This window comes from Pseudidiomarina sp. WS423 (genome assembly GCF_050750165.1).
GTDB lineage: Bacteria > Pseudomonadota > Gammaproteobacteria > Enterobacterales > Alteromonadaceae > Pseudidiomarina > Pseudidiomarina fusca.
Map to the genome: position 1 here is coordinate 84,471 of NZ_JBOJLN010000002.1, position 17,652 is coordinate 102,122.

Consider the following 17,652-nt stretch of genomic DNA (forward strand, 5'->3'; position numbering starts at 1 on the left):
TACGAGTCGATGCAAGGGCAAGATTTAACACTTATAGCGCTCGGCGTAGGCATGTTTACCTTGATTGTATTAATTTTAGTGGCGGTGATCATGGTCGCCAAATCAAAATTAGTGCCTCAGGGTGATGTCGAGATTTTAATTAATGATGACGAAGACAAGAAGATTACCACGCAGCCAGGTACTAAATTATTAGGCGCCTTAGCTAATGCTGGTATCTTCGTATCGTCAGCTTGTGGTGGTGGTGGTTCATGTGGCCAATGCCGCGTGATTATCAAAGAGGGTGGCGGTGATATTCTGCCTACCGAACGTGATCACATTAACCGCAAAGAAGCTCGTGAAGGCTGCCGTTTATCGTGTCAGGTAAACGTGAAGCAAGATATGAAAATCGAGCTTCCAGAAGAAGTGTTTGGTATTCGCAAGTGGGATTGTACGGTTAAGTCTAACAACAACGTAGCCACCTTCATCAAAGAGTTTGTGGTGCAGTTGCCAGAAGGCGAAGAAGTACCTTTCCGCGCCGGTGGTTATATTCAGATCGAATGTCCACCGCATCACGTGAAATTTAAAGACTTCGAGATTGAAGATAAATTCCGTGGTGACTGGGAACACTTTGGCTTCTTTAACTTAGAATCTAAAGTTGACGAAGAGACCATTCGTGCTTACTCGATGGCGAACTACCCAGATGAGAAAGGCATTATCATGTTGAACGTGCGTATCGCTACGCCTCCGCCACGTGATATGAGCTTACCGCCAGGCAAAATGTCATCGTACATTTTCAGCTTGAAAGCTGGCGACAAAGTAACGATTTCTGGTCCATTTGGTGAATTCTTTGCTAAGGACACCAAAGCAGAAATGGTGTTTGTTGGTGGTGGTGCTGGTATGGCGCCGATGCGTTCACACATCTTTGACCAATTACGTCGTCTGAAAACCGACCGTAAGATGACTTTCTGGTACGGTGCACGTTCTAAGAAAGAAATGTTCTACGTGGAAGATTTCGACATGTTGGCGCGTGAAAACGACAACTTTGAATGGCATGTGGCCTTGTCTGACCCACAACCAGAAGATAACTGGGAAGGTTACACCGGCTTTATCCATAACGTGTTGTACGAAAACTATCTGAAGGATCATGATGCGCCTGAAGATTGTGAGTTCTACATGTGTGGACCACCGATGATGAACGCAGCAGTTATTAAAATGCTCAAAGATTTGGGCGTAGAAGATGAAAACATCCTATTGGATGACTTTGGTGGCTAAGCTTGGCTTAGCCCCTTTAATAGCCTGATTTAAAGGTGGAAAAGAGCCTGATGAAAACAACCAGTTCATCAATGCTACGAGTTTGGCTAGCCCTAGTGGGGCTAGCCTTTTTCGTTTCTTGTACCCATGCGCCGCAACAATTGGCGGTGTCTGGTAAGACGATGGGGACGACCTATCACATCTCTTATGTTACGGCGAATCCGCAGCATAGCCCTGAACAAGTGAAGCAACGAGTGGATGCGGTGCTGGAGCAAATCAACAGCCAGATGTCGACTTACGACCCGCAATCGGAACTATCGTTGTTTAATAGCCGTCAAACGACAGAGCCGGTGGTTATTTCGCGGTCGTTAGAAACTGTGATTCGACGCGCGCTAGAAATTGCCAACGAAACCGATGGCGTACTTGATGTTACGGTCGGGCCATTAGTTAATCTATGGGGCTTTGGGCCACTGGCTAAGCCAGAGCGTAAGCCCACAGAGGCCGAGCTGCAAGCTATGATAGATGAGGTGGGGTATCAGCATGTTCATGTTGAGAACCACCAGTTACGTAAAGCTAAGCCCGAGATTCATATTGATTTATCGACCATTGCCAAGGGCTATGGCGTGGATCGCGTCGCAGTATTGTTGGAGCAGATGGAAATCACCAATTATCTCGTTGAGATTGGTGGTGAGATGCGTACGCGTGGCACTAAGCCTGGTAATCAACCTTGGCGCATTGCGATAGAAAAGCCGGTCACCAGCGAGCGCAGTGTGCAACGGGTGATTGAGCCGGGCGATGCGGGAATCGCAACTTCTGGTGATTATCGTAATTACTACGAAGAAGATGGTGTGCGTTATTCACACATTATCGATCCTCGTACCGGCTATCCTATTCAACATAATTTGGTGTCGGTTACCGTGGTAGCGCCCACCAGTATGGATGCTGACGCCTATGCGACAGCATTGACGGTGATGGGGCCAGAACAAGCGTTAGCCTTTGCCGAGCAAAAGGGCTTGGCGGTGTTACTGATTAGCCGCGAGGCCGAAGGCTTTAAAGAAGAAAGTAGTACTGCATTTAAGCAGTATCAGCAGTAACCGAAGGGGGTTAGTATGGGAATGTTTTTAGCAGTATTCGGCATCATGCTAGTAGTGGTGTTAGCCATGTCGGTTGGGTTTATTGCCCAGCGTAAAACCATTTCGGGAAGTTGTGGTGGTATTTCTGCCTTGGGTATGGATAAAGCTTGTGACTGCAAAGATCCGTGTGACGAGCGCAAGGCTAAGATAGCTGCCGAAGAAAAGGCCGCCGCAAAACGTGCAGCCAAAGAAAAACTTTGGCAAGATAACCGTATAGATTCGTAAAGGTGCAAGTTTTAAAACCTAATTAAGGGAGTAGTACCATGGTAACACCGGTTCAGATTAAGCCGAAAACGGCGGAAATTTACCTCGATTGCAACGCAACGACGCCGGTGTTACCGCAAATTGCTCAGGCCGTTCGGCACGTGATGGAGCATGTCTTTGGTAACCCCAGTAGTAGCCATATCACTGGGCTGCAAGCACGCTATATTCTTGATAGTACCCGCCGTCTAGGACGCCAGCTAGTGGGCGCAGGGCTTGGCCGTTTTATCTTCACCAGCGGTGCTACCGAAGGCATTCAAACAGCGGTGTTATCGGCCCTCACCCATGCTAGAAATACCGACCATGGTCAGCGTCGTTGGCTGTTATACGGAGCTACTGAGCACAAAGCGGTGCCGCAAGCGCTTGAGCACTGGAATAATATTTTACGTTTGAATGCCGAGCTCAAAGCTATTCCGGTTAACCGTCAAGGTCTGTTAGATCTAGACTTTATTGCCGAGCATGTAGGCGCAGCCCACATGATTTGTACCATGGCTGCCAACAACGAAACTGGTGTACAACAAGATTTAGCCCAGTTAGAACAAGTGATCCGTAGCAATAACCCAACCATTCCTTGGATGGTGGATTGCGTGCAGGCCTTGGGTAAGTTAAAGCTAGAATTAGCACAAACCAGCATTGATTATGCCCCTTTTAGTGGCCACAAGTTGTACGGCCCCAAAGGCATCGGCTTTTTATACGTGCGCCAAGCAGCGCCATTTACGCCCCTGATTATTGGTGGTGGACAAGAGCAAGGACAGCGGTCTGGAACGGAGAACCTACCGGGCATTGCCGCTTTACATGCGCTGTTTGAGTTATTGCTTAATGATCAACAGCAAGTTTTTAAATCGACCGCAACCCTTTGTGAGTATCGGGACCAATTGTTGGCTGCGTTAAAACAAGCGTTTCCTACCCTCGAGCTGAACCACGATTTGGATTTAAGCTTACCTACCACGCTTAACTTTTCGGTACGTGGCATGGCGTCTCGCGACATCATGGATGTATTTGATGCGGCTAACATTCGAGTCAGTTCAGGTTCTGCCTGCAGCTCAGGTGTCACTCGTAGCTTTGTGCTAGATGCCATGGGCCTTGAAGATTGGCGCTCATGTTCAGCGATTCGATTATCCTTTGGGCCAGCCACCGAAGCTGCCACCATCAAGGCCGCGTGTGAGCGGATTCAAACGGCGGCTCATGCCTTACGCCAGTCATGCTTATTGATTGCAGATACCAGTGAAGATATTGATTCTAATCTGGATGGTGTGGTGCAACTAAGGTTTGGCAATCAGTGCTGCTATTTATTGATTGATAAAGCCGCTAAAGAGATGGTGGTCATCGACCCTTTACCCGAGTTGGCTGAGCGTATTGAACGTTTGGTGGCTTGCCAGCATTATTGTGTGAAAGCGGTACTCACCACTGAGCCACAGCCGGCTAATAGCCCTGCAGCTATGTTGGCTCAGTTACTGAGTTGTGAGGTAGCGCAAGCGGACCTTGATGCCGTGGGTTGGCCGCAGGCATACAACGGTGGCTGTGATGTGCCGTTGGGTTGCGCCGCCACGGTAGAGGGCTGCTTAGCTGTAGGACAGCGCCGCCTGTTTCGCGTAGGCACGCGCCAACCGGTGTATTTGTTAAGCTCGCCGCTTACTACGGACGCTCCTGCAGAAGTAGACTTTGCCTTTATCGGTGACATTCAGCAGCCAGAACTGATTCGATCGATGGTTCATGACAACACCTTGTTGTTAAGCCGGGCCGATGATGATTTTCGTATCACTCAGCGCTGGTGCGAATTAGCTGGTCATTGCGTTAACTGTGAGTTAGTGGATGTTGACCTAGAAGCCCAGCAAGAGTGGCTCAGCAAGCCTGATGCCTTGGTGATTGATGTACGTGAGCAGCAAGAATTTGCAGTGAGTGATTTGGGTTTAGCGGCCGAGGTAATCAACGTGCCGTTAACGCGTTTGGCGCAGTTCATTTATGAGCACCGTGAAAGCTATCAGCAGCGGCCGATTGTCTGTGTCTGTCGCTCTGGGCATCGCAGTGCTGTGGCAGCTCGGGTGCTGGCTCGGCTTGGGTTTAGCCAAGTGAGCCATTTAAATGGCGGCACCGCCTTGTTACTGGCCAGCTAAAGTTAAGTTGGCTAGCGCGAGGGTTGCTTCAGAATAGGTTACTCGGTAAAAGTAACTTTTGCGAGGTAGCCGTCTTTACCCACCAGATAACAGCTGTTAGTGCTGCAGGCGCTATTCCAAATATTTGCTTCAGCGAGGGTCTGCCAGGTATCTCTGCTGCTATTGAGTAAAGCCGCACCGGTTGGGTTGGTGACCAGAATACTGCCATCATTGCGCACCGTTAGGCTATACAAGGCACCGCTCAATGGTGGTTCGGTTAAGGCGGTAAACTGGTCGTCTTTATACTCTACCAAGCGTGGTTTCGCATCGGCATGGTTCAAGCTGCCGCCAGCCAACAGGATATGCTTTTCGCTAAACGGCCAAACACTGGCAATACCAGCACTCGGACCTGCCGGTAAAGGCGTATCGATAGCTTTAAAGCGAATGCCAAAATTACGTTTAACCAGCAAGCGGGCAGTGTTGCCGTTGGCAGTACCAATTGCCCAAATGCCATTGTTGTGACGTAAACAGCCACCACTTGCAGCTAGGCCACCTTCATCGGAAAGCGGTTGGGTATCAACCATGTTGCTGGCGGAAAGCCAGTTGCGACCGTCTACACTGCGCACCATGTTCCAACGGTTTTCTACCGTGTCACCATAAACCCAAGCTTCGTTGGTGGCGGATAACGCCATACAATTGAGAAATTGATTACCGCCCGCGCGATAGCGCAATTGCCAATTACGGCCACCGTTGCTGGTGTAATAGATACGCGAATCGCCATTATTGCCAATGCTTAACGCATACGCATGGTTGGCATCGAGGGCCTCAATATCACGAAATTGGAGGTTCTGGGTGGCCGGCTGAAAATACTCCCAGGTTACGCCAGCATCACTACTGCGAGCAATATGCGAGTTCGAACCGCTTAGCCAAATCACATCAGGGTTAGGAACACTAACACCAATCCAATTCACGTCAGCTTTCGTGGGAATCAGGGTCAGGCTTGCTGCCAAAGTAAGTGCGCTTAACATCATGAATAACTTAACCTATTGTTCTGTAGCATCAATTGTCGCTGACCTTAGCAGCAATTCGTGCTCGGGTATCAGGCGTTAGTGGTTACCATAGCACGGAACTGGGTTAGGAGTTCAATCGTAACTTTTGCAACCTTAACGCATTTAATACGACGGAGACTGAACTTAACGCCATAGCGCCACCGGCTAACCAAGGAGCGAGTAGGCCAGAGGCCGCAATCGGTATTCCTAACGTGTTATACGCAAAGGCCCAAAATAAGTTTTGTCGGATGTTACCCACGGTTTTTTCGCTAATCTCTAAGGCGTGTAGCAACGAGCGTAAATCGGCCCGCATCAGGGCAATATCCGCGGTTTCTAGAGCAACGTCGGTACCTGTGCCCATGGCAATGCCAACGTTAGCAGTCGCCAAAGCCGGCGCATCATTAATACCATCACCCACCATGGCCACGATGTCGCCCTGTTGCTGCAACTCAGCAACGGCAGCTGCTTTGTGTTCAGGTAAAACATTAGCGCGGACCTCGGTGATCCCAACTTGGGCCGCAATGGCAGCGGCAGTACGCTGGTTGTCACCAGTTAACATCACCACTTTTAAGCCGCGCTGTTGTAGTGCTGCAATAGCCTCTGCTGCATGCTCACGCACGGTATCTGCTACGGCGACAATACCTACTAGCTGTTTATCCCAGCTAATTAACATGGCAGTTTTGCCTTGCTCTTCTAATTCTTGTTGGCGCGCACTCCAAGCGTCACTTTCAATATTGTGCTCGCGCATTAAACGCAAGTTACCAATCTGTAAGTGATGGCTGGTTGATGGTTGCTCAGCGTCAGTATCAGTGTGCACAAGTTGCACTTGCGCTGATACACCGCGCCCGGTATGGGCGGTGAAATCTGTTAATTGCACCATCTTGGCGGTGCTAGAATCAACCTCAATACCAGTTGCAATAGCTTGCGCTAGTGGGTGCTCAGATTGTGTCTCAAGCGCTTGAACTGCAGCGCGCAACTGCTCTGGCGTGAGTTCTTGGATGCCTTTGAGATCGATTTCTAAATCCGTAAGAGTGGGGGTACCAGCGGTGATAGTGCCCGTTTTGTCCAGTACCACAGTGGTGACACTATGGGTGATTTCTAACACATCACTTTGCTTGAACAAGATGCCCATTTGCGCGGCGCGGCCAGAGCCCGCCATAATCGATGTTGGCGTGGCTAAACCTAGGGCGCAAGGGCAGGCAATCACTAAGACGGCAACAGTCGCCTCTAGCGCACTGCGATAATCGCCTGGTGCCAGCCATAACAGCCAGACCAAGAACGTCATTAAAGCAATAACTAAGACCACAGGTACAAAGATGGCCGAAACTTTATCGGCAAGCCGTTGAATGGGCGCTTTGGAGTTTTGTGCTTGCTCTACAATAGCGATGATTTGTGCCAGCGCCGAGTCTTTTCCTAGCTTGCTGACTTTAGCTTTAACAAAGCCTTGTTTGTTAATAGAGCCGGCCACCAAGGTATCGCCGGGTTGCTTGTCGGCGGGCACACTTTCACCGGTAAGCATGGCTTCGTCAACGCTGGTGGTGCCTTCAATCACTACGCTGTCAGCCGGGATCTGTTGGCCGGGTTTAATGTGAATGATATCCCCGACCACCAGCTCAGCAATGGGCGCCAGCTTGGCTGAACCATCGGCTTGCTGGCGTAGGGCATGCTTAGGTTGTAGTTGCAGCAACTGCTTAATGGCCGCCGAAGATTGGCCTTTGGCACGAGCTTCAAACCATTTGCCGAGCAAAATAAGCGTGATAAGTACTGCACTGGTTTCAAAGTAGAGCCCTTGATGAGCTGCCATAGCGCCTTCGGTGAGCGCTAAGTAGACGCTGTAAAAATAGGCCGCTGAGGTGCCTAACGCGACCAACACATCCATATTAGCAGCACCGGCGCGCAGGGCGGTGTAGCTACCCTTGTAAAACTGCCAGCCAATAATAAACTGCACGGGTGTAGCCAGCGCCATCTGTACCCATGGGTTCATCAACCAAGCCGGCACATAGTTGCCGGCAGTAAAACTAAAGTGGCCCACCATGGTGTACAGCAGCGGCGCCGATAACAGAGCGGCGGCAACAAACTTGTACCATTGCTGACGCTGTGCTCGCTGTCGTGGGTCGGCCGCGGGAGTTGCGCTTTGATGGTCAATCAGGGCTGCATCAAACCCAGCTTGCTGTACTGCAGCTACTAGCCCGTCTGCGGTTTTATTGGTACTAGTAACTGCGGCTACTTCATTAGCAAAGTTAACATTCACCGAGGTAACCCCTGGTACCGCTTGCAGCGCACGTTCGATACTACGAGCGCAGCCGGCGCAACTCATGCCACTTAGTTGTAACTGAAAGGTCTGGGTTGCCATAGGAATCTCCTGCAAATTGGTTAAAGTTAACTCATGCTAGTGCTGTTGTTACTGAGCATTCACCGACTGGTTGGTGATACCTATACTATCGTCGGCCATGAAGTAAACATAAGTTGGCATGAGCTGCTCAGCAGTTTTGAGTTTGCTGGCATCTTCAGCCGGATAAGCTTTTGAGCGCATGGTGGTGCGGGTCGCGCCCGGATTAATCACATTAACCCGAACGTGGGTGCCTTCATACTCATCGGCCATCACTTGGGCTAAACCTTCGGTAGCAAATTTGCTCACTGCATATGGGCCCCAAAACGCGCGGCCTTGGCGACCAACACCAGACGAAGTAAAGACAATGCTCGGCTGTGCAGCGCGTTTTAACGCTGGCATCAAGGCTTGAGTAAGCATGAACTGGGCGGTGACATTGATTTGCATGATCTCGTTCCAAGAATCATGATCGATGTGCTCAAACGGCGACAATACACCCAAGACGCCAGCGTTGTGGAGCAAACCATCTAGTTTGCCAAATTGCTCAACGATAGTAGCATTTAAGCCTTGATAGTGAGTTTTTGTGGCGCCTTTTAAATCCAACGGCACAATGGCGGGCTCTGGACCACCAGCGGCAATAATCTCATCATACACAGCTTCAAGTTTTTTGACCGTGCGGCCCAATAAAATAACGGTAGCACCACAGCTTGCAAAGGTTTTTGCCGCAGTACGGCCAATGCCGTCGCCGGCCCCGGTCACAAGAATGGTTTTACCTGCTAAAGTATCTTTGTTGAACGAGTAATTATGCATTGCAGTCATTTTATGCTTACACTTATGTTGATGTAGAAAGCTGCAAGTGTACTGTTTTTTGCTATGATTCTCAGCAGCTGGATAGAATATTATTAAAAATACTTTTAAGTTTGGCCGTAGCAGTGTATAAAATTTTGTTAATTGATATGTCTTGTCGTACCAGTTTAAAAAGGCGATGATAGGCAAGACGAATAAAAAGCATCTGCAGGTGCTCAATACATAACAACACGAACAAGGATTGGGGAAGCCTCATGAAAAAACTCTTGCTTGTAACAGCGATCGGTAGCGCACTCAGCTTAGTTGGCTGCGGTGGTGGCGATGACGCACCAGAGTCGGTCGTTACAGAATACCAAGTAGCAGCAACACGCGCTGTATTTGACCCATCTAATGGGCAGGTACCGGTGCCGTCGAATATTTTATTAAGTGGTACTGTTGATGGTACGTTAAATATCCCAGTCGCAGATCCTACTGATGGTGGTAACCCGCAAGTAGCTATCAACGGTTTGGACGGTTGGGGGACTCACTCCACGTTAACCTTTAGCTTCTCGTTACCGAAAGATGCCAATGGCAATGACGTGACCGTGGATAGCAGCTCACTAGAAGCGCCAGGTGCGGTGCGGATGTTTGAAGCCGTGATGGGCGGGACTGCGGTGAACGAAACTTGTGCTGCAGCTAACCCTGCTGCTACCTGTGCCGTTGCTGCTGAATTAACCTATGGCGTGGATTATATCGTACGTGCCACCGGCCCAGCTGGTGTTGCCGTGATTCCACTAAAACCATGGAAACCAAAAACCGGTTATTTAGCTATTTTAACCGATAACATCACCGACTCCTTGGGCCGCTCCGTGAAGCCGTCACAAACTTACGGTTTGATGAAACGCAACGTTGAAACCGATCCTGTCTCAGGGGATGCTTCTGCGCTGAGCTTGCAAGGTTTGATTAACAGCCATGAAAACGCATTGGCGGCCGCTGGTGTGGATAAAGACAGCATCATTTATGCGTCAAGTTTTACCACCCAGTCTACTGATGATGCCTTCCATATGGTGAAAACCATGATGGCGGCACAGTTTGCACAGTCTGCCCAAGTAGGCTTGCCGAGCCCGAACATTTTAGGCGCACCTTTGGGTGTGAGCGTTGCTGATTTCCTCGTTAGCAATGGTATGTTGGAGCCCGATCCAACGAGCCTAGCTTACTTAGCCGCAACTGCTGCTAACATGTATCAAGCCCAAGTGAGCTTGCCTTATTTTTCACCGTTACCCACGGCTGAAAATCCACAAGCGCCACTGCAAGGTCGCTGGCAGGCAAAATGTGATAGCGGTGTTTCTGTCTTAGGCGCTATTCAAGCCGGTGCAATCGACCCAATGAACACCCCTAGTATCAATCCAGCATGGTTGGCTGGTGGTGCTAGTACCTTCATCCCAGCTTGGGTACAACAGTGTTTGTTGGCAACAGACCCAGCAGTCATTGCCAGCATGGACTTCCCTGGCGTAGATACTGAACGCCATGTCACCAAATACAACCCAGTACCTGCGGTGCAAGGTAATCAGACTATTGGTGCCATAGTGACTGTACCTAACCCAGCGGCGGCGGCTCCAGTTCGTGCAGCCTTAGGTTTAGGTGAGTTGACCATGCCAGAAGGCGGTTGGCCAGTAGTGATTTTCCAACACGGTATTACCGCAGATAAAGGCAGTGCCTTAGGGATTGCTGGTACCTTAGCCGTAGCAGGTTTTGCTACCGTAGCTATCGACCATCCGCTGCATGGTGATCGTGGCTTCGGTCCGATCAACGCAACCAGCGGCAAAGGCCCAGCAACTGCGTACATGAACTTGGGTAGCTTGTTAACTACGCGTGATAACTTACGCCAATCGATCTCTGATATGTTAGGTTTACGCTTAAGCTTAAATGCTAACAACTTAGGCATTGATGGTACTAACGCTTACTTCGTTGGTCACTCGCTAGGTGCTATCACTGGTACACCATTTACGGCATTAGCTAATTCACCGCTAAGCGGCGACCTTGCCCCTTATTCTTCATGGTTTGAAGTACAAGGCAGCAGCTTGATGGCACCGGGTGCTAGTATCGCGAACTTCTTGTTAGGTTCACCGAGCTTTGGCCCAGTAATTAAGAGCCAGTTGTTGTATTCACAAAGCCCTGATTTTGCTGCGGCAGTGAATGCAGCGGCAGAAGGTGCTGGTATTGCGCCAACAGATCCACAGTTCCAAGGCTTGTTAATTCAAGTGTATAACGGTTTCTGGGGACAGTTGAGTGCAGCTGAGCAAGCTGAAATTAACGGTGTGTTTGAGCAATTTGCCTTTGCCGCACAAACCGTGGTTGATTCAGCCGACCCAATTAACTACGCAGCGGCAGTACGTGCTACTGAAAGCCCAATTCACTTGATTGAAGTGGTAGGTAACGGTAGTGATGTATTACCAGACCAAGTTGTGCCTAACACAGTTGCTGGTAAGCCATTAGCTGGTACTGAAGCACTGATCAGTGCGCTCCAGTTAGCTACCATTACTGAAACCACGGTAGGTGCCGATGGTTCATCAGTATCTGGTGCGGTGCGCTTTACCGCCGGTGACCACGGCTCTATCGTTAGCCCAGCAGCTTCGGCTGAGGCAACCTTAGAGATGCAAACCCAAGCAGCTTTCTGGTTTGCTAACGGTACTAGCGTATTGCCAATTTCAGATCCGTCTGTGATTAAGCAATAAGCGTCATCTGTTTATGCCGAAGGCCGCTGCAACTCAGCGGCCTTTTTGTTATCTGAAGGAGTATGACAATCATGTGGGATTTTTTACTAGATGTGGCTAGTTTTGTCGCCAAAGCGGCGGTGATTGCCTTTGTCGCATTGCTGATCATTGGCGCCATTGCCCAAGCTGTACAAAAGCAAAAGCCACGTAAAGGGCAACTGTTGGTAGATAAGCTGTCGGAGGATTTACGCGATGGCGTGCAGCAATTGCAGTTAGATCTGTTAGATAAGAAGCAACGTAAAAAGGTTAAGAAAGATTTAAAGAAGCAGCACAAGCAGCAGGCCGGCGAGCCGCGTAAGCGCTTATTTGTGATTGACTTTAATGGTTCTATGGATGCGCGAGAAGTGGATTCTTTAAAGCGTGAAGTAAACGCTATCGTGTCGGTTGCGCAACCGGGCGAACAAGTATTGGTTCGCCTAGAAAGTGGCGGTGGCGTGGTGCACGGTTACGGATTAGGCGCAGCCCAGTTACAGCGCCTGCGTGAGGCGGAACTTGAAGTGATTGTCAGTGTCGACAAAGTAGCGGCCAGCGGTGGTTATATGATGGCGGCCGTTGCGCATAAGATCCAAGCAGCCCCCTTTGCTATCATTGGCTCGATTGGGGTGTTGGCGCAAATGCCGAACTTTCATCGTTGGCTAAAAAAGCATGACGTGGATTTTGAACAAGTCACTGCTGGCGAATACAAACGTACCCTGACTATTTTTGGTGAGAATACCGATGCTGGGCGCGACAAATTTAAAGATGAATTAGAAAATATTCATCGTCAATTCAAAGCCCATATTAGCCAGTATCGGCCGCAAATTGATATTGAAAAAGTAGCTACCGGCGAGTATTGGACTGCCCAAGAAGCGATAAATTATGGCTTAGTTGACGAGTTAACTACCAGCGATGGTTGGTTACTAGCGCATCGTGATAGTCACGATATGTTCTTGGTGCGCTATGTTACTAAGAAAAACCTAGGCGAGCGCATGGGGCGCAACGTCAATGCCTTGTTGTTGCAACTTAAAAACTTGGTGGGGCGGCAAGGTTAAGTCAAAAGGTTAAGTAACAAAGGTTAAGTAATAAAGGTAAGTTAAAAGCAAAAGAGGTGACCATGAAAGACCGCGATGAATTTGAGCTGTTTCGCCGTGAAATGACAGGTGTCACCCCGTTAGCGGGTGCTGATGTAGCGGACGTGAAAACTGCGTTTACGCCTACGTTGGCGCAATTAGAGCGGCGTAAAGCAGCCGAAGCGCAGTTGGAAGAGGATATTAATTTTCTCTCAACGGAATATGTTGAGCTGGTGGAGCCCCTTGATCTCATTAGCTTTCAGCGCAACGGTGTGCAGCACGGCGTGTATAAAAGATTGCGCTTAGGGCAGTACCCGATTGAGGCGAGTTTAAATTTACACGAGCATACTCTAAAGCAGGCGCGCCAAGCATTGTTCGAGTTTGTGCAAGACTGTCATCGCAGTGGCGTGCGCTCTGGGCTGATTATTCATGGACAAGGCAAGCACAGTAAGCCGCATCCGGCATTAATCAAAAGCTATGTGAATAAATGGCTACGTGAACTTGAGCCAGTGATGGCGTTTCATAGTGCGCAACGTCATCATGGCGGTACCGGCGCTGTTTATATTATGCTGCGCAAGAATGCTGAGCAAAAGCAACTTAACCGAGAGCGACATCAGCGCCGCTAGTGTCTCAGAAGTGCTGCAGAAGTGCTGCAAAAGAGCCACTAACGTGCCGCACAAGCGTGCATTAGGGCGTCTTATAAGCTCACTAGGGCGCTAAGATGCAAAAGGAGTAGGGAATGGTAGGAGTAACAATAGTACGAGCAACAATGGCGCGCTGGCTTACAGTGGCGCTAGTAAGTACTGGATTAGGTGTTGGGCTAACTGGTGGCGGCGCCTTAGCGGCTGAGCAAACTTGGTCAGAACGCTTGGCGCAAGAGCTACAACAGCGCGCTGATACTCACTTTGATGCAGATTTTAGCTATGCCGAGTTAGATCTCAACACTCTGTTGGGTGAAATCAGCGCTCGGGAGATTAGTTTATCCAGCCGTGTTAACGAGTTGGATGCGGGTCTTAACCAAGTTCTGCGTGCCGGTCGTTTGTTGGTCCGTGGCGATTGGCTGACGCAACAACGCAACCATCTACAGGTAGACGAAGTGATTGTTGCTGATGCCCAGCTAACCATCGCTTATTATGGTAAAGGCCAGTCTAATCTGCATGCGCTCTTGACCGCCGCCAAGCAGCAACAGCGCTTACAAAGAGCATCAACGGCGCTGGTATGGAGCGTGCAGCAGGCCCAGCTTGAAAATGTGGTGGTGAACCTATTTGATCAAGGGCAGCCCCTATTAAGCGTGCGGATTGCAAGTTTGCGTTTGCCTGAGCTAAGTGCCGATGATACCGCGGATACTTACATCGCAAAATTACTATGGCCGATTGTGGAACAGGTGATGGAGCAGAGTTTACGTGGTGAATCTGATGCAGTGGTTGATGTCGCTAAACTGACGGGTTTTATTTGGCGTGAAATTAGATGAACGCAGCGGTTTAAAGAACCAGCGCAGCACGTCTGACTAGCAGCTTGTGCGCTGGCAAGTTTGAGTGATGCAGCTGAACCAGCTCAGCTGCAACCGGCGTTTGCTATCAGGACAGATTACGCTCGTCGATGTCGGCCTTGGCATCGTTAAACACATCTTCATCCAAGGCTCCTTCGCTTTTGGCCACTATCACCGATACCATGGCATCACCAGTGACGTTGACCGCGGTACGAGTCATATCGAGGAGCCGGTCGACACCAATAATCAAGCCAATTCCTTCTACCGGTAAGCCTACTTGGCCCAACACCATGGCCAGCATGATCATCCCTACGCCCGGCACGCCAGCGGTTCCGACCGAGGCTAAGGTTGCGGTGAGTACTACCATCAGGTAATCAGCCATGCTTAGGTCAACTAAATAAACCTGCGCAATAAAGACAGTGGCTACCCCTTGCATGATGGCGGTGCCATCCATGTTAATGGTCGCACCAAGAGGTACCGTGAACGAGCCGACACTGTTGTGTACGCCCAGGCGTTTGGTGACAGTTTCAAGGGTTACTGGCATGGTCGCGTTAGAGCTGGCGGTACTGAAGCCAAAAATCTGCACCTCACGCATTTTCTTCAAGAAAGTTAGCGGGCTCATGCCAGCTAATCCTTTCAGAATAATCGGATAGGTGATCAGCATGTGGATAAAGAGTACTGCTAGCACCAATAAGAAATATTTAGCTAAGCTGAAGATGGTCTCAAACGAGGTTTCTGCGAACAGTTTGGCCATCAGCGCAAACACCCCGTACGGAGCTATGTTCATCAGAATAATGACCAACTTCATGATGATTTCGTTAAAGTCTTCGAATAAGGTTTTAACTCGTTCACCCGGCTTGCCTACCAACGCCATGGCAATACCAAACAGCAGGGCAAAGACAATGATTTGCAACATGTTGCCGTTAGCGAACGCATTAAAGGGGTTGGTTGGGAAGAGATCAATAATCACTTGAGCCAGCGACGGAGCCGCTTTCGGCTCGTAGGTCGCATTGGTGTCTAGCTCAATGCCGGTGCCCGGCTGCACTAACACAGCCAACGAAATGGCTAAGGTGATGGCTATGGCGGTGGTGATTAAATAAAGACCGACAGCTTTGCCGCCTAAACGTCCCAATTTGCTAGGATCACTGAGTGAGCAAGTGCCTACCACTAACGAGACAAACACCAAAGGCACGACCAGCATCTGTAGCGAGCTGATAAAGATTTGCCCCACCACAAAGAACAATCCTTTTGATAAATAACCTTCGACCAGGGTGCTGTCTGGGAACAGTGCCTTTAGCAAAATGCCGACAATAATACCGGCAAACATGCCAATCACGATGCGGCTGGTAAGACTCAGCTTCTTGTTGTTCTCACTCATAGGAGGAATCCTGCATGTCAATCGAGATAAAAGTTGCGCTATTGTGCGCAATTAAGTGCCGTTAGCCTAGCAGAATTTATCGCACAGCTGTACCGTTTTGGTGCAAATGGCCCCGCTAACCTTGTTGCTGCTGAGCTGGTAAGGACATGTTGGTGACATATTGTTGTCATGAGGCTGACATGTGTTTGCCATGTCGCTGACATGTTGCTGACATGTTGCTGACATAGTACCGTCACGTTAACCAGCTACCTTAAGCCTCTAAAGCTGCACCTATCACCTAGGTTTCGGCCCTGCCAAAAGTGAGACGCTTATGATTCAGGTAGAACAAGTAGCTGCAACGACATTGCCCGCGGTGTATCAGCACCAGTTGCTGCAACGACCGCTGCTTTGGTGCTTACGCGGATTACTCTGCGAACAACACATACAAGAGTTTGAGCGCCGCTATCCGGCGGTACAGGGGCTTGAATTTGTTGAGCAGGTACTAGATTTTTTTAACTTTACTTATACCGCTAGAGATAACGAGCTCGATCATATTCCTAGCGATGGCCGGGTCGTTATTGTTGCTAATCATCCGATTGGCTCGCTGGATGGTTTGGCGTTATTAAAGTTAGTGAGCGCCCAGCGTGGCGATGTGAAAATTCTGGCCAACGATATGCTCGGGGCGATCGGACCACTGCAAGAGCTGATGTTTCCGGTGCGGGTGTTTAGGTCAGGCAGCAATGGCAGCGCTGGCGAGCGTGAGCGGCTAAAAAAAGTCTATCAGCACCTACAAGATGAAGGTGCTTTGATTGTATTTCCGGCCGGTGAAGTGTCGCGTTTACGCCCGCAAGGAGTGCGTGACGGCCATTGGCAAACTGGCTTTTTGAAACTAGCGCTGCGCTGTCAGGCACCAGTACTGCCGGTTTTTATTGGTGCGCATAATTCGCCTTGGTTTTATGGCGCCTCCATGTTGTATAAGCCACTTGCTACCTTGTTACTGGTGCAAGAGATGGTACGGCAGCGCTCTGGTCATATTAATTTTCGTATCGGTGAGTTGATCCCGTTAAGCTCCTTTGCTGGGGATCAACTTAGTTTACCCATGCGGGCAAAGCTGTTTCGAAAGCATGTGTATCGATTGGGTCAAGACCGTCCCGGCTTGCTGAAAAGTCAGCGTCCGATCGCTCGTAGCGAAGCGCGCGAACGCTTACAACAAGCCCTACAAGATTGCGAATGCCTTGGTGAAACTGCCGATGGTAAATCCATTTACTTGTATCGCTATCAGGGCAACTCGCCGATCATGCGTGAGCTAGGACGCCTGCGCGAGGTCGCCTTTAGAGCGGTAGATGAGGGCACAGGTAAGCGTCGTGATTTGGATAATTTTGATACTTGGTATTTGCATTTAATTCTATGGGACCCACAGGATCTTGAAATTGCAGGAGCTTATCGGTTAGGTGATACCAAGGCGATTCTAGCTCAGCATGGGGTGGCAGGGCTCTATAGCCAGACCTTATTTGAGTATCAGCCGCAATTGTTGCCGTTGTTGGAGCAAGGCTTAGAGCTAGGCCGTAGCTTCGTACAGCCGCGTTATTGGGGCAAACGTAGTTTGGATTATTTATGGCAAGGGATTGGCGCTTTGTTGCGACGTCATCCTGAATATCGCTATTTGTTTGGGCCTGTGACCATGAGCGCCAGTTTGCCCAAGCTAGCCCAAGATGCCATGGTGCAGTTTTTTGCCGAACAATTTCCGGACCCTGATGGCTTAGCGGTGCCGCGCGCTCCTTATCAAGCCCTTGAACGTCCGCTACCGCCGCCCAGCGGGGATTATTTGCAAGATTTCACCCATTTAAAGCATCATTTGGCGCACCAGGGCGTCGCTATCCCAACCTTGTACAAACAATATGCGGACCTTTGTGAACCGGGTGGGGTAAGGTTTATTGGCTTTAATGTGGATGCTGACTTTGCGGATGCTGTGGATGGCTTGGTGTGGGTGGATATTACGCGATTAAAACCGGGAAAAAAGGCGCGGTACTTATCTGGTTCTAGTCAATAACCAGTAAATAAATCCGCGCCAGTTACTTCAATATCAAGCTTACTTTCAACAT

General features: G+C 49.6%; 13 protein-coding genes. 9 read left to right on the forward strand and 4 right to left on the reverse strand.

Annotated features, from left to right (window positions below; translation table 11 throughout):
- Positions 1 to 9 precede the first annotated feature (9 nt).
- From nqrF to ACQ661_RS03465, 4 genes are read left to right on the forward strand one after another with little or no spacing between them, the layout of a single operon-like run.
- The gene (gene nqrF / locus ACQ661_RS03450; protein ID WP_153825849.1) at positions 10 to 1,251 is read left to right on the forward strand and encodes an NADH:ubiquinone reductase (Na(+)-transporting) subunit F; all 1,242 of its coding nucleotides are present in this window, start codon (positions 10 to 12) and stop codon (positions 1,249 to 1,251) included.
- Positions 1,252 to 1,301: 50 nt separating this feature from the next.
- Positions 1,302 to 2,324, forward strand: a complete 1,023-nt coding sequence (locus ACQ661_RS03455) for an FAD:protein FMN transferase (RefSeq protein ID WP_431667636.1) — start codon at positions 1,302 to 1,304, stop codon at positions 2,322 to 2,324.
- 15 nt (positions 2,325 to 2,339) lie between these two features.
- Positions 2,340 to 2,588 (forward strand): (Na+)-NQR maturation NqrM, encoded by a 249-nt coding sequence (nqrM, locus tag ACQ661_RS03460; RefSeq protein ID WP_431667638.1) that lies wholly within the window; start codon positions 2,340 to 2,342, stop codon positions 2,586 to 2,588.
- Between the two features lie 38 nt (positions 2,589 to 2,626).
- On the forward strand, positions 2,627 to 4,738 hold the full coding sequence (locus tag ACQ661_RS03465) for an aminotransferase class V-fold PLP-dependent enzyme (protein ID WP_431667639.1): 2,112 nt from the start codon (positions 2,627 to 2,629) through the stop codon (positions 4,736 to 4,738).
- Between the two features lie 38 nt (positions 4,739 to 4,776).
- Here ACQ661_RS03465 and ACQ661_RS03470 read toward each other — a convergent pair whose 3' ends face one another.
- The 3 genes from ACQ661_RS03470 to ACQ661_RS03480 form a co-directional block, all read right to left on the reverse strand.
- A complete protein-coding gene (locus ACQ661_RS03470) occupies positions 4,777 to 5,748 on the reverse strand; it encodes a WD40/YVTN/BNR-like repeat-containing protein (RefSeq protein ID WP_431667640.1) in 972 nt (323 codons plus the stop codon).
- A gap of 103 nt (positions 5,749 to 5,851) precedes the next feature.
- Complete coding sequence (locus ACQ661_RS03475) at positions 5,852 to 8,119, reverse strand: heavy metal translocating P-type ATPase (RefSeq protein WP_431667643.1); 2,268 nt, start codon at positions 8,117 to 8,119, stop codon at positions 5,852 to 5,854.
- Between the two features lie 48 nt (positions 8,120 to 8,167).
- Positions 8,168 to 8,905, reverse strand: coding sequence for a YciK family oxidoreductase (locus ACQ661_RS03480; RefSeq protein WP_431667714.1), 738 nt, complete (start codon positions 8,903 to 8,905; stop codon positions 8,168 to 8,170).
- Between the two features lie 251 nt (positions 8,906 to 9,156).
- Between ACQ661_RS03480 and ACQ661_RS03485 the strand changes: the two genes are divergently transcribed.
- The 4 genes from ACQ661_RS03485 to ACQ661_RS03500 all read left to right on the forward strand — a co-directional run bounded on the left by ACQ661_RS03485 (position 9,157) and on the right by ACQ661_RS03500 (position 14,175).
- A complete protein-coding gene (locus ACQ661_RS03485) occupies positions 9,157 to 11,616 on the forward strand; it encodes a VolA/Pla-1 family phospholipase (protein ID WP_431667645.1) in 2,460 nt (819 codons plus the stop codon).
- A gap of 71 nt (positions 11,617 to 11,687) precedes the next feature.
- The gene (gene sohB / locus ACQ661_RS03490) at positions 11,688 to 12,686 is read left to right on the forward strand and encodes a protease SohB (RefSeq protein WP_431667646.1); all 999 of its coding nucleotides are present in this window, start codon (positions 11,688 to 11,690) and stop codon (positions 12,684 to 12,686) included.
- A 62-nt stretch (positions 12,687 to 12,748) separates the two neighbouring features.
- Positions 12,749 to 13,330, forward strand: coding sequence for a DNA endonuclease SmrA (gene smrA / locus ACQ661_RS03495; protein WP_181394874.1), 582 nt, complete (start codon positions 12,749 to 12,751; stop codon positions 13,328 to 13,330).
- Between the two features lie 113 nt (positions 13,331 to 13,443).
- Positions 13,444 to 14,175, forward strand: a complete 732-nt coding sequence (locus tag ACQ661_RS03500) for a hypothetical protein (protein ID WP_153825840.1) — start codon at positions 13,444 to 13,446, stop codon at positions 14,173 to 14,175.
- Between the two features lie 106 nt (positions 14,176 to 14,281).
- Here ACQ661_RS03500 and ACQ661_RS03505 read toward each other — a convergent pair whose 3' ends face one another.
- Entirely contained in the window at positions 14,282 to 15,571 is a 1,290-nt protein-coding gene (locus tag ACQ661_RS03505; protein ID WP_110074872.1) for a dicarboxylate/amino acid:cation symporter, read from the reverse strand.
- A gap of 310 nt (positions 15,572 to 15,881) precedes the next feature.
- Between ACQ661_RS03505 and ACQ661_RS03510 the strand changes: the two genes are divergently transcribed.
- Positions 15,882 to 17,600 (forward strand): GNAT family N-acyltransferase, encoded by a 1,719-nt coding sequence (locus tag ACQ661_RS03510; RefSeq protein WP_431667647.1) that lies wholly within the window; start codon positions 15,882 to 15,884, stop codon positions 17,598 to 17,600.
- Positions 17,601 to 17,652 lie beyond the last annotated feature (52 nt).

Excerpts from the sequence above, each read along its gene's own strand:
- nqrF (WP_153825849.1), top strand. The coding sequence starts at position 10 with ATGCAAGGGCAAGATTTAACACTTATAGCGCTCGGCGTAGGCATGTTT.
- ACQ661_RS03455 (WP_431667636.1), top strand. The coding sequence starts at position 1,302 with ATGAAAACAACCAGTTCATCAATGCTACGAGTTTGGCTAGCCCTAGTG.
- nqrM (WP_431667638.1), top strand. The coding sequence starts at position 2,340 with ATGGGAATGTTTTTAGCAGTATTCGGCATCATGCTAGTAGTGGTGTTA.
- ACQ661_RS03465 (WP_431667639.1), top strand. The coding sequence starts at position 2,627 with ATGGTAACACCGGTTCAGATTAAGCCGAAAACGGCGGAAATTTACCTC.
- ACQ661_RS03470 (WP_431667640.1), bottom strand. The coding sequence starts at position 5,748 with ATGATGTTAAGCGCACTTACTTTGGCAGCAAGCCTGACCCTGATTCCC.
- ACQ661_RS03475 (WP_431667643.1), bottom strand. The coding sequence starts at position 8,119 with ATGGCAACCCAGACCTTTCAGTTACAACTAAGTGGCATGAGTTGCGCC.
- ACQ661_RS03480 (WP_431667714.1), bottom strand. The coding sequence starts at position 8,905 with ATGCATAATTACTCGTTCAACAAAGATACTTTAGCAGGTAAAACCATT.
- ACQ661_RS03485 (WP_431667645.1), top strand. The coding sequence starts at position 9,157 with ATGAAAAAACTCTTGCTTGTAACAGCGATCGGTAGCGCACTCAGCTTA.
- sohB (WP_431667646.1), top strand. The coding sequence starts at position 11,688 with ATGTGGGATTTTTTACTAGATGTGGCTAGTTTTGTCGCCAAAGCGGCG.
- smrA (WP_181394874.1), top strand. The coding sequence starts at position 12,749 with ATGAAAGACCGCGATGAATTTGAGCTGTTTCGCCGTGAAATGACAGGT.
- ACQ661_RS03500 (WP_153825840.1), top strand. The coding sequence starts at position 13,444 with ATGGTAGGAGTAACAATAGTACGAGCAACAATGGCGCGCTGGCTTACA.
- ACQ661_RS03505 (WP_110074872.1), bottom strand. The coding sequence starts at position 15,571 with ATGAGTGAGAACAACAAGAAGCTGAGTCTTACCAGCCGCATCGTGATT.
- ACQ661_RS03510 (WP_431667647.1), top strand. The coding sequence starts at position 15,882 with ATGATTCAGGTAGAACAAGTAGCTGCAACGACATTGCCCGCGGTGTAT.